At 52.3% G+C, this 15,348-nt stretch carries 14 protein-coding genes and 1 tRNA gene; 6 read left to right on the plus strand and 9 right to left on the minus strand.

Translation table 11 applies throughout. The features are described 5' to 3' along the window. Window positions 1-43: 43 nt before the first annotated feature. Window positions 44-2,098 carry a DNA helicase IV gene (helD, locus tag AC1RKG_RS06300; protein WP_259216766.1) on the plus strand — a complete coding sequence of 685 codons (2,055 nt, stop codon included), beginning with the start codon at window positions 44-46 and terminating at the stop codon, window positions 2,096-2,098. 33 nt (window positions 2,099-2,131) lie between these two features. Here helD and AC1RKG_RS06305 read toward each other — a convergent pair whose 3' ends face one another. Both AC1RKG_RS06305 and AC1RKG_RS06310 read right to left on the minus strand, forming a co-directional pair. Beyond that, window positions 2,132-2,590 carry a methylglyoxal synthase gene (locus tag AC1RKG_RS06305; RefSeq protein WP_020826178.1) on the minus strand — a complete coding sequence of 153 codons (459 nt, stop codon included), beginning with the start codon at window positions 2,588-2,590 and terminating at the stop codon, window positions 2,132-2,134. A 120-nt stretch (window positions 2,591-2,710) separates the two neighbouring features. Further along, window positions 2,711-3,382, minus strand: a complete 672-nt coding sequence (locus AC1RKG_RS06310) for a DUF2057 family protein (protein ID WP_493182375.1) — start codon at window positions 3,380-3,382, stop codon at window positions 2,711-2,713. A gap of 260 nt (window positions 3,383-3,642) precedes the next feature. Here AC1RKG_RS06310 and AC1RKG_RS06315 point away from each other — a divergent pair, with 260 nt between their 5' ends. Continuing rightward, the gene (locus AC1RKG_RS06315) at window positions 3,643-4,056 is read left to right on the plus strand and encodes a CoA-binding protein (protein ID WP_046373973.1); all 414 of its coding nucleotides are present in this window, start codon (window positions 3,643-3,645) and stop codon (window positions 4,054-4,056) included. A gap of 66 nt (window positions 4,057-4,122) precedes the next feature. On the opposite strand, the gene hspQ is transcribed toward AC1RKG_RS06315, so the two are convergent. Both hspQ and rlmI read right to left on the minus strand, forming a co-directional pair. Next, window positions 4,123-4,440, minus strand: coding sequence for a heat shock protein HspQ (gene hspQ, locus AC1RKG_RS06320; RefSeq protein WP_020826181.1), 318 nt, complete (start codon window positions 4,438-4,440; stop codon window positions 4,123-4,125). Between the two features lie 61 nt (window positions 4,441-4,501). Beyond that, window positions 4,502-5,686 carry a 23S rRNA (cytosine(1962)-C(5))-methyltransferase RlmI gene (rlmI, locus tag AC1RKG_RS06325; RefSeq protein WP_493182377.1) on the minus strand — a complete coding sequence of 395 codons (1,185 nt, stop codon included), beginning with the start codon at window positions 5,684-5,686 and terminating at the stop codon, window positions 4,502-4,504. An 895-nt stretch (window positions 5,687-6,581) separates the two neighbouring features. Here rlmI and AC1RKG_RS06330 point away from each other — a divergent pair. Together AC1RKG_RS06330 and yccX are read left to right on the plus strand one after the other, a co-directional pair. Next, window positions 6,582-7,550: an acyltransferase family protein gene (locus AC1RKG_RS06330; RefSeq protein ID WP_493182379.1), complete on the plus strand. Its 969-nt coding sequence runs from the start codon at window positions 6,582-6,584 to the stop codon at window positions 7,548-7,550. A gap of 124 nt (window positions 7,551-7,674) precedes the next feature. Further along, entirely contained in the window at window positions 7,675-7,953 is a 279-nt protein-coding gene (yccX, locus tag AC1RKG_RS06335) for an acylphosphatase (RefSeq protein WP_020826183.1), read from the plus strand. A 4-nt stretch (window positions 7,954-7,957) separates the two neighbouring features. Here yccX and tusE read toward each other — a convergent pair whose 3' ends face one another. Further along, window positions 7,958-8,287 (minus strand): sulfurtransferase TusE, encoded by a 330-nt coding sequence (gene tusE, locus AC1RKG_RS06340; protein WP_020826184.1) that lies wholly within the window; start codon window positions 8,285-8,287, stop codon window positions 7,958-7,960. Between the two features lie 111 nt (window positions 8,288-8,398). Next, window positions 8,399-9,058 carry an FtsH protease modulator YccA gene (gene yccA, locus AC1RKG_RS06345; protein WP_004942825.1) on the minus strand — a complete coding sequence of 220 codons (660 nt, stop codon included), beginning with the start codon at window positions 9,056-9,058 and terminating at the stop codon, window positions 8,399-8,401. A 229-nt stretch (window positions 9,059-9,287) separates the two neighbouring features. Between yccA and AC1RKG_RS06350 the strand changes: the two genes are divergently transcribed. Then, window positions 9,288-9,375, plus strand: a tRNA-Ser gene (locus AC1RKG_RS06350). Window positions 9,376-9,499: 124 nt separating this feature from the next. Here the strand turns inward: AC1RKG_RS06350 and AC1RKG_RS06355 are convergent. Beyond that, the gene (locus tag AC1RKG_RS06355) at window positions 9,500-11,494 is read right to left on the minus strand and encodes a BCCT family transporter (protein ID WP_020826185.1); all 1,995 of its coding nucleotides are present in this window, start codon (window positions 11,492-11,494) and stop codon (window positions 9,500-9,502) included. 477 nt (window positions 11,495-11,971) lie between these two features. Here AC1RKG_RS06355 and AC1RKG_RS06360 point away from each other — a divergent pair, with 477 nt between their 5' ends. After that, complete coding sequence (locus tag AC1RKG_RS06360; RefSeq protein WP_020826186.1) at window positions 11,972-12,187, plus strand: hypothetical protein; 216 nt, start codon at window positions 11,972-11,974, stop codon at window positions 12,185-12,187. Between the two features lie 96 nt (window positions 12,188-12,283). Here the strand turns inward: AC1RKG_RS06360 and AC1RKG_RS06365 are convergent, their stop codons facing one another. Together AC1RKG_RS06365 and AC1RKG_RS06370 are read right to left on the minus strand one after the other, a co-directional pair. Then, window positions 12,284-13,693, minus strand: coding sequence for a c-type cytochrome (locus AC1RKG_RS06365; RefSeq protein WP_493182381.1), 1,410 nt, complete (start codon window positions 13,691-13,693; stop codon window positions 12,284-12,286). Beyond that, complete coding sequence (locus AC1RKG_RS06370; protein WP_046373969.1) at window positions 13,690-15,345, minus strand: GMC family oxidoreductase; 1,656 nt, start codon at window positions 15,343-15,345, stop codon at window positions 13,690-13,692. Before AC1RKG_RS06370 ends, AC1RKG_RS06365 begins: the two co-directional genes overlap by 4 nt. Between the last annotated feature and the right edge of the window lie 3 nt (window positions 15,346-15,348).

Here is a 15,348-nt window from a genome sequence, read left to right on the forward strand (position 1 = left end):
AGATATCCGTTATTTAATCTCAACATAGTCATGGCGCGAAGATATGGAACTTAAAGCGACATCGCTGGGGAAACACCTGGCTCAGCATCCTTATAACCGCGTGCGGTTGCTGCACGCCGGGGTCGAGGTGAGCGGTGAAAAGCATGAATACCTTATTCCTTTCAATCAGTTGATTCAGGTTAGATGCAAGCGTGGCATCGTCTGGGGCGAGCTGGAGTTTGAGCTGCCGGATGAAAAAGTGGTGCGCCTGCACGGGACTGAATGGCAGGAAACTCAGCGTTTCTATCATTACCTCCAGCAGGCCTGGCAGCAATGGAGCGCTGAGATGAGCGAGGTCAGCGCCGGCGTTTTGCAGCAACAGGTCGAACATATTCAGCGAATTGAGCAGCAGGATAAGTGGTTTAAGAAATCCGAACTGGGCAAGTTGCAGCAACAGATTCGCCAGTCTTTCGGTGCTTTGCCCATGCCGGTTGCACGGCTGGAGGAATTTGACAACTGTCGGGAAGATTATCAAATCTGCCGCCAATGGCTGCAGCACGGGTTGCACAGCGTGGAGCAGCGTAACCGGCAGTGGACCGAACGGATGCTGGAGACGCACCAGGATTTCTTCCAGAGCATAGAAAGCTCACCGCTGAACGACTCGCAAAGTCGCGCCGTAGTTAACGGTGAAGACTCGGTATTGGTATTGGCCGGAGCAGGCAGCGGAAAAACCTCGGTATTGGTGGCGCGCGCGGGCTGGCTATTGCGCCGTCAGGAGGCCGAACCCGGGCAAATACTGCTGCTGGCATTCGGTCGCCAGGCGGCGGAAGAGATGAACGAACGCATTCAGGAACGACTGGGCGGCGTGGCTATCCAGGCCAAAACCTTCCATGCGCTGGCACTACAGATTATCCAACAGGGCAACCGCAAGGTGCCGGCGATCAGTAAGCTGGAAACCGACAGCAAGGCTCGCCGGGCTTTGCTGATTACTCATTGGCAGCAGCAGTGCGCAGAGAAAAAAGCCCAGGCTAAAGGCTGGCGCCAATGGTTGATTGAAGAGTTGGAATGGGAAGTGCCCGAAGGCGATTTTTGGCAGGACAAGCGCCTGGCGGAGCGGTTGGCCGGCAGACTCGAACGCTGGTTGGGCCTGATGCGCATGCACGGCGGTAGCCAGGCAGAAATGATCGAACAGGCGGATGAAGAAATCCGTGACCTGTTCTCAAAACGCATTCGCTTAATGGCCCCTTTGCTCAAGGCCTGGAAAGGGGCGTTGAAAGAGGAAGGGGCGGTGGACTTCTCAGGCCTGATCCACCAGGCGGTCAATATCTTGGAGAAAGGTCGGTTCGTCAGCCCGTGGAAACACATCCTGGTGGACGAGTTCCAGGACATTTCACCCCAGCGTGCGCAATTACTGGCAGCGTTGCGTAAACAAAATAAACAAACCTGTCTGTTTGCGGTAGGTGACGACTGGCAGGCCATTTACCGCTTCAGCGGGGCCGAGCTGACGTTGACCACCGCCTTTGCCGAGAACTTTGGCGAAGGTGCCCAGTGTGCGCTCGATACCACTTACCGTTTCAATGATCGTATCGGCGAGATCGCGAACCGTTTTGTGCAACAGAACCCGCATCAGCTGAAAAAACCGTTGAACAGCCTGAGCAAGGGCAATAAGAAATCGGTGATTTTATTACCGAATGAGCAGCTTGAAAATCTGTTGGACAAGCTGAGCGGTTATGCCAAGCCGGATGAGCGAATTCTGGTGCTGGCACGCTATCACCATTTGAAACCGCAGGCGCTGGCAAAAGCGGCGACCCGTTGGCCAAAACTGACCCTCGAGTTTATGACCATTCACGCCAGTAAAGGGCAGCAGGCGGAGTACGTGATCATCGCCGGTTTGCACCAAGGCAGCGACGGTTTTCCGGCGGTCGCGCGTGAGTCGGTATTGGAGGATGTTTTGTTGCCGCAGCCGGAAGATTTCCCGGATGCCGAAGAGCGGCGACTGCTGTATGTAGCGCTGACTCGCGCCAAGCACCAGGTCTGGTTACTGCAGGATCGTGAACGTCCGTCGGTCTTCGTCGAACAACTGCAGGATCTCGGCGTTCCTGCTCAGAAGAAGCCTTAAAATTAAGGCCTGGCGGAAACCAGGCCGCGAGCGTTACTTCAGGCGATCCTGCAAATAGCGCTGATAATCAGGAATGGCAATTTCCACTTCACGTTTGAAGAGTGAAGAATCGATCAGGAAATCCGCCGTTGAGCGGTTGGTGGCGACGGGAATGTTCCATACCGTCGCCAGACGCAGCAGCGCTTTCACATCCGGATCGTGGGGAACCGCATTGAGGGGATCCCAGAAGAAGATCAGCATATCTATTTTGCCTTCGGCAATCAGCGCGCCGACCTGCTGATCGCCTCCCATCGGGCCGCTTAACATGCTTTGCACCGGAATGCCGCTGGCACGCTGGATCAGGTTACCGGTAGTGCCGGTGGCGTACAGTTGATGATGCTCAAGGACGGATTTGTTTTCTTCAACCCAGGCAAGCAGGGCTTGTTTGCGGTGATCGTGTGCCACCAGCGCAATGTGTTTACGCGCGGCGATAGTGCGGGTAGTAAATTCCATCTCGATGTCCTTCGCTAATCAGGGGATGTGCGACAGATTACTGAAACTGTTTTTCACTGCCTAGCGTTTACACCTGAAAATGCGAAGAAAGCGCGCCTTTAAATAAAGGCGCCGGTAATCTTAACGCACGGGCTGTTTATTCGCCCAATGGAGGAAACGCTTTTGCGTCTCTTTGTCCGCCTGCTGGAACCAGTATTGCAGCATCTGTTCGGAAACGTTTTCACCCTTCAAAGTGACCGTGGGGGAGTTCAGCGCGGCACTGGCGAGCGGAGAGGAAGGCGTAGTCGCGCGCACCTGGGTGAAAGCCGGCACCGAGGCCGGGCGGTTTTGACTGTTGTAGTCCGCCATGACTTTTTCCAAATCGACGCTGAGAGTGGCGCCATCGGCATGCAGCACGTCGTGTTTCATCGCCAGCGCGTTACCGTTCTTATCAATCACTTGATAGTTGAGCGTTTTATCGAATCTTTGGCCATCACGTACATTTTCAATACGCGGCAGCTCAATAGCAACGGAGCTGACATTCTGCGTACTGAAGGTCGCGATCAGCGGAGGGGAGGTATAGGCAGTTTGTTCGCGCTGTCCTGAACGTACAGACTTGGCCACTTTAAACAGCAACTGATGTTGCCCGCCATCCAGCTCCAGGCTGTCGGCACCTTTTAACAACGCTCCTGTCATTTTCTTGCCGTCAACCACCAGCAGATCGATGTCCGGGGAGAGTTTCAGGGTCGTAGCCACGGCAGGCATGCTGATACTGATGCTGAGCAGCCCCGCAACCATCAGACCAAATTTCATGGTTATCTCCTTATAAGTGGCATCGCTATTAGTGTTGAACACGCCATAGATTGTGTCAAAGTTTTTCAGCATTACGGCTTTGTTTACAAATGTACACATTTATTTTCATTTGGACATTTATTTGAACCGGATATGCTGGCAGTGACAGCATCAGACCGCAAAAGTGGCCGGGAGTTTCCGCATGGTTGCGTTTAGCCGATTTAAAGCCGATAGAGTACACTCGGAACAGGGAAATCGCCCGTTGATGATTGGAGCCGAAGATGCAAGACCATGAGATTGCCGACCTGCTCAAGCAGGTGAAAACCATTGCGCTGGTGGGTGCCAGTGATAATCCGTCCCGGCCCAGCTTTGGTGTCATGGCTTATTTGCTGTCACAGGGATATCAGGTAACGCCGGTCAGCCCCAAGCTGTCAGGGCAAACGTTGCTTGGCCAGCAGGCCTATGCCACGCTGAAAGATATTCCGCACCCGGTGGACATGGTTGATGTGTTCCGTAATTCGGAGGCGGCGTATGGCGTAGCGCAAGAGGCGATTGCGATTGGTGCCAAAGCGTTATGGCTGCAAATTGGCGTTATTAATGAACAGGCCGAGGCGTTGGCACGTGAGGCAGGATTGAAGGTGGTAATGGACCGTTGTCCTAAAATCGAGCTTCCTCGCCTGGGTCTGGAGCGCTGAAAGCCGGTAAAAGAAAAGGCCTGACAAATGCCAGGCCCTTATTGGGTGTTTCTCAGGCCTGGCTAATCAGTTGCGCAGGCGCGGGGCTTGGAGCTGGTGACGGATAGATTCCGCCAACTCGTCCAGTGAAGGTTGTTCAGGATGGGCATCCTGGGCTTCGCCATCCAGCTGTGCTTCCGCCAGATAGGTATGCACTGGTTGGCCTTCTTCGTCCTCCATCACCACGTGGTACCAAGGGGCGAAACGTAGATCGGTATTCGCCGCTATTTCATCAGCTTTAGGCTGTTCCATAGAGTATTCAGGGTCGATATCAATTACCACCCCCAAGTACCCCAGCAGCTTATGCCGAACCTGTTGTCCGATACCGAATTTGCTGGCAATCATGATGACCTCCTGAGAAACAGTGCCTTGCTCTCTATATGAGGGCAAAACAGCGTATTTCAAGTTACATCACCCGACACGCAAACCCTTTCAAATACAGCCCTTCAGGGTAAGTCGCAATTACCGGGTGATCGGCAGCCTGACGATACTGCTCTATAAATTGTACATCACGCCCGGCATCTACAGCGGCATCGGCCAAAATTTTCTGGAACAAATCGGTAGGCATCAGACCGGAGCAGGAGAAGCTCAGCAAAATACCGCCTGGATTCAACAACTGAAGCGCTAACATGTTGATATCTTTATAGCCGCGGCAGGCACTGGCCAGCTGGTTTTTATTCTCGACGAACTTCGGCGGATCCATAATGATCAGATCGAATTTTTCACCCTGCGTGCGGTAGTTGCGCAGCAGTTGGAACACGTCATCGCGCACAAACTCGGCCTTGCTCAGATCCAACCGGTTCAGTTCAACGTTCTGTTTGGCGATATCCAACGCCGCTTGCGATGTATCTACGCTGATCACCTGTGAGCAACCGCCCATCAATGCAGATACCGCGAATGCGCCGGTATAAGAGAAGCAGTTAAGCACGCGGCGGCCGGCGGAATAGTTACGGGCAGCCAGGCGGCTGTCGCGCTGGTCGAGGTAAAAACCGGTCTTATGGCCCTGCTGAATGTCCACCAGCAGCTTCATGCCATGCTCGGTGATTGGCAACAGAGCAGGGGGCAGGTCACCCAATACCAGGCCTTGCGCCAACGGCAGGCCTTCTTTCTTACGCACCGCGACGTCTGAGCGATCGTAAATGGCGCATTCCGGGTAGCAATGCTGCAAGGCGGTAATCAGCGCAGCACGCTGATACTCGGCGCCGGCAGACAGCAATTGCAACACCAGGAAATTCTGGAAGCGATCGATGGTGATGCCCGGCATGCCGTCGGATTCACCGGCGATCAGACGGTATCCGTCCAACCCGTCGCGCTTCGCAACCCAATCACGCCAGCTTTGTGCCTGCTGTAAACGGCGGATGAAGAATTCGATGTTAACGTCTTCATCCTGCTGGAAAGTCCAGACACGGGCACGGATTTGCGATTCAGGCGAGTAGGCGCCGCGCGCCAGCCATTTGCCCTGCGCGTCGTGAATATCGATGGTTTCGCCGGACAGGGCTTTACCTTCAATACGTTGAACGGCACCGGAGAAGACCCATGGGTGGCGACGGAGTAAGGACTTTTCACGTCCTTTGGCGAGAAATAAGCGCATTTTTAAATTTCTTTATAATCAATATGTTAAATGACTAAGGTCATTATCAGTCGAAATAAGTTCATAATCATATCTGAATATCATGTCATCCACTACCGCGCGGATCCTGGTTGTGGGCGTTTGGGCGACAAATTGCATGGCTAATTTGGGCATAGTGCCATACAGAGTTGTACAACCCGTTCGATTTTTAATCGGATATTGGGTGGTTTATTCCTGCACAATGACAAGTATCGATAATCCGATGAATTGTCATAAAGATATCGATATTGCTCCCGATAAAATTATGGGGAAAGGATGTCACCTATGACATAGCTCACCACTAGTCATGCGGTAGTTACATAAAGATACATATTATAATTAAATATAATATTCATTGATTGATATGAGATACGAATGGTGAAGCTTTTGCTGCTGCTGTCTCCGCCGCCAGATGGTGAAGCCGCTAGAGGCAGTATCGCAACAGGTTTGGAAAGCCCTGTCGCTAGGGAAATACGGATGTTTGGATAATGTCGTTCAAGTATAATTATGATTAATTTATTGTTTATTAACAATTGGTTATGTTTTTATTGTGATGTGGTATCAAGGTTATAAACCATAATGGATTAATATACTTAATAACTATGTGTGATTTAACTTATTGATTTTTATATATTAAAAATGGATAGCACTTGGAATGATTGGAAATTATGCCAGATATAGTGGTGGGTGGGGAGCAGGGAAGGGCGTAAAAGTCCAGTTTGAAATCGTTTTGGTTATAGGGGATTAATCTTATTTTGTAATCAAATTATAACTATTTCGTGATTTATAGGCTTTTCGCATTGACAAAAAACGGCTCATACTCTTTTATTAACAACTTTGCTACCTTTGTATCGAATTTACTTAGGATGTGGGTTACATGTTGAAAAAAAGAGACTTATCATTCGATTTATTGAAAGGAACTCTTATATTACTGGTAATCATTGGACATGTGTTACCTGGCAGTGCTGATTCAGGTTTACGTGGCGCAATCTATTTTTTCCATATGCCGCTATTTTTGGGGGTGACGGGATACTTCATTCGACGTTATTTTCTTGATGCTGGTGTGGTAAGTATTTTAAATAAATATAAATGGCGGATGATTATTCCTTATCTGCTAGCATTTGTTATATACAGTGTATACGCTTTGTATGTGACAGGTAAAGGCGATGGGATTAATTTTAAGGAGATCATTGGGTTGGGATTGTATCCTTATTATCATCTGTGGTATATCCCAGCGGTCATTATATTTGTTTTTTATACCTTAATCATTTATAAAAATAGATTTTCACTTATCTTGTTTATGTTTTTGTCTATAGTGATATCCATATTTTGGTATTGCTATGCGGACGTAATGGAAGATAAATATGCCGTTTTGAAGTTCATTGGCGATAAGAGATTCTATTATTATTACTCGTTCTTTTTATTGGGTTTTTGTATTTCAGATTGGAAATTAAGGTTTAAGCCTATGTTGTTTCTGCCGGTGACATTAGCCTCCGGTGTGTTGAGTTACTATGTTGCCAATGAAACGCTGATTGATGCGGGGCTGTGGTTTGTTTTTAATGGTTCATTAATATTTATGTTAATTGGATTATGTAAAGATTTTGATCTGAAAAAAGAAAATGTTCTGGTGAAAATGGGGCAAGTCTCGCTACCTATTTATCTATGGCATGTTATTCCTATTATAGTGTTTGGGATGCTATTAGACACTAATTCAACAGAGTTTTACGTATTTATTGTTATTTCTATTTCGATTATGGTATTAGGGTTTATCGCACTACGAGGAAAAACGCGTTTCCTTGATTATTATTTTTATGGTGAGCGTGATAAGTGGCAGTCTGAGAAATAATTTTTATATTTATATGGCTGAATGGACTCGGCCAAAAACACTGTACTATTACACATCCTTTCTTATTCTCCCTGTTGTCTATAATTATCCATTGAAGATGCTGATTCTCTATAAAGGGCCGATTATGACACAAGTTTGTATTGCTGCGTATGTCTATGGCGTGGTGCAAGGGGTAGGGTTTCGCTACAACACCCAGCATCAGGCGACGGCGTTGGGATTAAGCGGATATGCGCGCAATCTTGATGACGGCAGCGTCGAGGTGGTGGCCTGCGGCGAGCAACCGCAGGTGGATAAACTGGTGGAATGGCTGAAAAGCGGCGGTCCGCGTAGCGCACGTGTCGATCGCGTGCTGGTGGAACCGCGCGGTACGGCAGATTATCAAGGCTTCAGCATTCGCTATTAGCGTCTCAGATGCATTTTACCGGCTTCGGCAAACCGGCGATTTTTGTTGCCTGTTTGGCCGGGCCTTTGGGGAACAGGCGATAGAGGTAGCGGCTGTTGCCTTTCTCCTCTCCGTACTTCTGCGCCATAGCTTTGACCAGCATGCGGATCGCCGGTGAAGTATTAAATTCCAGGTAAAAGCCGCGTACGAAACGCACCACTTCCCAATGCGCCTCGGTTAGCGTGATTTCTTCCTGCTCGGCCAGCAGCGGCGCCAGAGCCTCGTGCCAGTCGGCGCTGTTTTTCAGGTAACCCTGTGCGTCAGTTTCAATAACCTGACCTTGATACTCCAACATACTGCCTCGGTAACGGGTAATTCAGAACGGCCGCCAGTTTAGCAAACTTTTACCGCCGCAAAAAATAAAGCCCCGCCGGAGCGGGGCTTTGGGTATGACTCAGACGCCGAATCAGTTGCTGCGCGCGAAGCCCAGAATGCTCAACAGGCTGATGAACATGTTGTACAACGATACGTACAGGCTGACGGTGGCGCGAATGTAGTTAGTCTCGCCGCCGTGAATAATGTTGCTGGTTTCCCACAGGATGGCACCGGCGGAGAACAGGATAAACAGTGCGCTAATCGCCAGGTGCAGGGCCGGGATCTGCAGGAACAGATTGGCGATCACCGCCACCAGCAGTACTACAAAACCGGCCATCATCATTCCGGACAGGAACGACATATCCTTGCGGGTGGTCAGCACGTAGGCTGAACAGCAGAAGAACACCACTGCGGTGCCTCCCAGCGCCAGCATGATCAGGTCGCCGGCTCCGGTATTAATAAATGAACTGAGGATGGGGCCCAGGGCATAACCCATAAAACCGGTCAGGGCGAATGCCGCCAGGATGCCCGCAGGGCTGTTAGCCAGCTTGTGGGTCAGGAACATCAGCCCGTAGAAGCCGACCAGCATCAGCAGCAGGCCCGGTGCCGGCAGCCCCAGCATGGTGCTGGCGGTTGCGGTGAGCGCCGAGAAAGCCAGCGTCAGTGAAAGCAGAAAATAGGTGTTACGCAGAACCTTATGCGTACTCAGCAATGAGTCGCGCGAGGAGGATGAGACGACAATACGGTCCATAATGATCTCTCTTAGTCAGGTCATCACAAAATTAGTGACGATGATAGGCAGCGCAAGCGTTTGATTAAAGTTTGTTTACCAATCTTTACCCTTAGTTATCATTGCTGCAACCTTGAGCCGGAGTTGGCGATTTCTTCAACGCTCAAGCGTGAGGTGCTGGTTTTTCGTTCGGTTGAACGGCCTTGGGCTTTACAAGCGGATCGGCTCTGTTTATAGTTCGCCTCGTTGCGGAGGGGTGGCCGAGTGGCTGAAGGCAACGGTCTTGAAAACCGTCGACGGGAAACCGTTCCAGAGTTCGAATCTCTGCTCCTCCGCCATAAATTATGACCCCGTGCTCTCTGAGCGCGGGGTTTTTTATTGGGTTTGAAAAACGGCAATCGCCGCCGTGGACCCATAAAAAAAACCGCCCCGGCTGGGACGGTTTGTCTGGCAAAGCAACCGCTAACGAACCAAATGCAGGAAGTGCAGGTGCTTCTCGTACTGGTCGAGAATATCGTGAATGATCTGTTCTTGCGTCCAGCCCATCACATCGTAATCCTGGCCCCCTTCCTTCAGATGAACCTCACCGCGATAGTATTTATGTTCCTCGTCGCGTTCCTCATCTTTCAACCCCGCCAGAGCAAAGGCCGGTTGAATGTAAGCGCGCAGACGAACTTCATAGACAAAGTTCAGATCTTCCCCTAAATCGACTTCGAAACGGATGCGATCGTCTTGCGAATCGTCAATCGAGGAGGTGGTATTTTGCTTGGCCAGTTCGGCTTCCACCAGCGCCATCGCCGGTTGAACCACTTCACCGACAAAGCGTTTTACCTGAGAACGTTTCGGGAAATAGGCAATATTACGCAAACGCCGCTGCCATGAGATCGGGTTGCGCGCGGCGGTCGGCGCAATCGTGGTCATCATCTGGCTGTCGCGTTTGTAGGCGTCGATACGTAAGGCTTTTAACAACCCGTAGATTGAGACCAGCAGGATCATCGAAAACGGCAGGGCGCTGGCGATAGTCACGGTTTGCAATGCGCTTAAACCGCCGGCAATCAACAACGCAATCGCCACCAGACCCATCAGGGAAGCCCAAAAGATCCGCTGCCATATGGGGGTTTGATCCGAACCGCCCGAAGCCAGCGTATCAACCACCATCGCCCCAGAGTCTGCCGACGTGACGAAGAACACCACGACCATCGCCATGGCGATAAACGACAGAATATTAGAGAACGGGAAGTGCTCCAGGAAGTTGAACAACGCCAGGGCTACGTCGTTTTGCACCGTATTGGCCAGATCGCGCGCCCCTTCGTTCATGATCAAATTAATGGCGCTGTTGCCGAAAACGGTCATCCACAGCAGCGTAAAGCCCGCCGGAACGAACAACACGCCGGTAACGAATTCACGGATGGTACGTCCGCGTGAAACGCGGGCGATAAACATGCCGACGAACGGCGACCAGGATAGCCACCAGCCCCAATACAGCAGTGTCCAGCCCCCCAGCCAGTTGCTGGACTTCGGCTCGTAGGCATACAGGTTAAAGGTTTTATTGACGATATCGGAAAGATAGCCGCCGGTGTTTTCAACAAAGGATTTCAGCAACAGCACGGTCGGGCCGAGCGTACCCACCAGGACCAGCAGCAGCACCGCCAGACCGAGGTTCAGTTCGGAAAGAATGCGGATGCCCTTATCCAACCCGGAAACCACCGACAGCGTTGCCAGCCCGGTGATCACCACGATCAGCACCACCTGCACCGTTGCATTGATCGGCAAGCCGAACAGGTGATTAAGCCCGGCGTTAACCTGCAACACGCCGTAGCCCAGGGAGGTCGCGACGCCGAACACGGTACCTATTACCGCAAAAATATCGACTGCGTGGCCAATCGGCCCGTATATGCGATCGCCGATGATGGGATAAAGCGCGGAACGCAGCGTCAAGGGCAGGCCATGACGGTAGCTGAAGAACGCCAGGATCAGCGCCACGATGGCATAAATCGCCCAGGCATGCAGGCCCCAGTGGAAGAAGGTTAGGCGCATGGCCTGTTTAGCCGCTTCCACTGTTTCCGGTGTCCCGGTCGGGGGAGAAAGGTAGTGCATCACCGGTTCGGCGACGCCAAAGAACATCAGACCAATGCCCATACCGGCAGAAAACAGCATGGCAAACCAGGAAACATAGCTGAAGTCTGGCTGGGCGTGATCCGGCCCGAGCTTGATATTGCCGTAACGCGATAAACCCAGATAGGTCACGCTCAGAAGGATCAGGGCGACCGCCAGAATGTAAAACCAGCTGGCGTTAGTGAAAATACCCTGTTGCAGCGCCTTGAACTTACGATCGGCTAACTCAGGATAGAAGGCGGCAAAGGCCACCAGGACGATGATTAAAGCGGCAGATATAAAAAATACCGGAGGATTGATATGGCTACGACGTGCCACAATTTCAGTGTCGTTTTGGCTCATAGAATACCTTCTTGCTAGTCCGTTAGGGAATGGGATAGTCCGTTAAAACAACTCCATAAAAAGAGGGGCAAACAGGCTGCCCAAGAAATTAAACTCCGCGAGTATATAGAAAAATCGGGGCAATTTACATTTTTATGGTCAAAAAGGCTGTTTTAGGTGGTTTTGTTAGACGTTTTAGCTATATAAAAACATTGCGATGAGAAAGGGTAATTCACTCTTTTTGCAGGGAAAAACCGGTGCAGAGGATCTTGCATGGCTTTCACTATGACAAAATGCGGGCAAAAACAGGATCAGGCTGCGGGCAGGGTTTCTGAGGCAGTTCAAGGGGGTTTTAGCGGCAGGTAGAGCAGATCATGATAGAAATCCCTATAACAGTGGCCTGAACCCGGAGGGATCTGCCGTTTACTATTGATCCGATCAAGCCAAGGGTTAAAATAGGTCCATTCGCTCGCGTTTAACGCTTTCATGGAGATAAAGATGAGCTGGTATCAAATAGCGTTATGGACCATGATCTTTCTGAAGTCCGGTGCCTTTCTGGTGTTCGTTTGGTGGTGGATGTTCAAACGCGCAACCAAGCCTTATGTCCGCCCGCAAGATGTTGTGATTGACGAAACGCCGGATGATGACAATCTGACCATGGAAGAAGTGATGAAGAAACACGGTATTACCCGTGTGGAAAATCAAACGCAATAACCCCCGTTCTTTTCAGATTCGGTCTGCGAACTATCCCTGTGGAAATGCGGCAATGCCTGCAAGCCGGGGATAGCTCCCCAGCCTGCAGTCATCAATTCAGCGCCGTTTTCTCCCCAACAGCCATGCCATAAAGATCAACGCCACCACCGCAATGCCGATTGCCGGGGCCATATAAGGCTGCAGCATCGCCAGCAGTGGCACCGGGCCACCCAGGCGCAATACGGTCACGTCCGCAGCGCTGACCTTCACTGTGGGATTGCCGTACTGCTGCAGCACATAATTGCTGATAGCGGCGATCTGCTGGTCGTTCAACGGATTGACGTACGACAGCGGGCCAAAGTTCGGCATCAGCACGTGCTGATCGCCCACCTTTCGCTCGACCCCGAACAGTATGGCCGAGATCAGGTTGGCCGGATTGCTTGAACCGGTGGCGGTATTATTGAACAGCGAAGGATAAGCCTGGTTTCTGCTGCCGCTGCCGTCCGGTTGGTGGCAACTGGCGCAGTTGCCGCTGAATAACGCTGCGCCGTCGGTAACGGTGTTGTTGGCATTGGCAGGCTGCAACCCGCGCAGCTGAGGCTCAACGTTCAACGGCTTGCCGTAACTGTCGGCCGGCTGGCTATCTTTCGTATCTCTGATCGGCGTGGTGCTTTTCAGGTAAACGGCGATAGCCGCCAGATCGTCATCGGAAAAATATTGCAGGCTGTTTTCGATGGCTTCCGCCATGCCACCGGCGGCCTGGTTTTTGCCGACCACCCGACCGGTTTTCAGGTACTGCACCAGTTGCTGGTTGCTCCAGCCGCCGATACCGCTGATCGAGTCTGACGTGATATTGGGGGCGTACCAGCTGCCGACCATGCCACCCGCAAGAGCTTGACTGCTGTCTTCAGCCATCAGCAGGTTGCGCGGGGTATGGCAGGTGTCGCAGTGCCCAGGCCCGTTGACCAGATAAGCCCCCCGGTTCCATTGCTCGCTTTTGGCCGCATCGGGTGCAAATCGGCCGTCTTTGAGAAACAGCAGATTCCAGGCGGCCATGCTAAAGCGCAGGTTGAAAGGGAAGGGCAGGTCGGTCAGCGTATTTTTCTGATCGACCGGCTTCACGCCGTGTATAAAGTAGGCATACAGCGCCTTGATGTCCGCATCGCTCAACCTGGTATAAGAGGTATAGGGCATGGCGGGATAGAGGTGGGTGCCATCGGCACGGATCCCGTCCCTGACGGCACGAGCAAACTGCTCTTCGCTATAACTGCCAATGCCCTCCGCGTTTGATGGGGTGATGTTGGTTGCGTAAATCACGCCCATGGGGGAACTGATACCATATCCGCCGGCAAAGGGAGTACCGCCTTCGGGTTTGGTATGGCAGGCCTGGCAGTCCGAGGAGATAGCAATCTGCTCGCCTTTTTTAATCAACGCCGCACCGCTTAACTCTCCGTTATCCGACGCCTGCACGGCGCTGCCGCCGAGCAACAGCAGGGATAATAGCGTCAGTTTCGCCTGTTTTTTCATGGTTTCACCGCCAGTGCCCGCGCAATGTCATCGGCGGCCTTGATGCCCAGAGCCGCCATGGTCAAGGTACTGTTCACCACGCTGGCGGAAGGAATTGCGCCGCCGCCCGGCAACCAAAGGTTGGCATGGTCATGGGTGCGGCAGTTGCCATCGACCACCGAGTCTGCTGGGTTATCGCCCATGATGGTGCCGCCCATGATGTGGTTATTGGCATTCAGGCTGGTGGTGATGTTGAACTCTTCGGCGTCGAACAGTTGGCCGATATGTTCCAATTGCTTATGTGCGGCCTCTGCGCCTTTACGCACGTAATCGCCGACATCGTAGTGGATGTCCGGGCAAGGCAAACCGTGGGCATCCTTGCGGGTTTTACTCAGCGTCAGGCGGTTATTGGGGTCTGGTAACGGTTCCAGGCTGATGGATAAATCGACGCCGTAGGCGGCACGGCGGCGTATTTCGGCATCCAATTCTTTACCGACCAAGCCTTGTTCCAGCGCCTTCTGGGTGGCAGGCACGACCCGGTTGATGTTGTTGAGGATCATCTTATTGGCCGAGTAGTCTTTGCGGAACTCACCGTCACGTGGGCCGACCAAGCAGCTGCTCTGCGCCGGGCCACGCCCGAGCCACAGCGGCTCTTTCGCCAGGAAAGTACAGTGAAAACCGGAGTGATCCATCATGTTACGACCGACCTGGTCGGAAGCGTTGGCGATGCCGTTCGGGTTGCGATCGTTGGCCGCCATCAGCAACAGGCGCGGCGTTTCTATGCCGTTACAGGCCAGAGCGAAAGCCTTGGCCGTGGCCTGGTGAGACTGCTTTTTGTTGTCAAGCCAATGCACCGCAGTGACCCGATTTTGTTCATCGGTATCTATCTTGTAGACCACCGCTTCCGCCAGCACCACCGCACCTTTCATTTCAGCACGTTCAACATGATGAATGCCGTTGTACATGGCGCCGATGGGGCAAATGGGCTGACAGTTGTTGTTGCCGCAGCAGGTTGGACGGCCCTTCCACGGGTGGGTACTGCGCCCCTGTGGGATCGGGACTGAACGGTAGCCGTGCGGGTTAACCACTTCGGCAAAACGAATATCGCCATGCGCCCAGGGCACCATATCCATTGGGTAGGGTTTGCTGCGTTCAACCGGCGACTGCTGCTGCGGATCGTTAGGGCCCGCCACGCCAATTTCCTCTTCGGCCCGGCAATAGTACGGCTCAAGTTCATCATAGGAAATCGGCCAGTCGCGGCCAACGCCGTACAGGGTTTTCATTTGGAAATCGCTGGGCAGGTGGCGCCAGCAGGACGCGGCCCAGTGCCAGGTGGTGCCGCCGACGGTACGCAGATACCCTTGCTTGAAGCTGCCTGCGCTCGGGCCGCTCAGGGCGACATAGTTGTTTTCAGGAAAATAGAGCGGAGCGGTGGCAAACTCTGATTGCGGGTACAACCCTTGATAATCGGAGCCGGCGCGGTTATCAAAAGGCATATTGCGCCAGTTTTCTACGGCCTGGGCGCGTTCAATACGCAGGCCTGCTTCCAGCACCAGCACAGAATAACCCTGGCTGACTAATTGATCGGCCATCATGCCGCCCACAATGCCGGAGCCCACGATCACGATATCGGCCGAGGCGTTGCCATCGGCAGTAAATTCAGGTTTTTTCATCAG

The organism is Serratia sp. GW822-FHT06D09 (genome assembly GCF_058799515.1).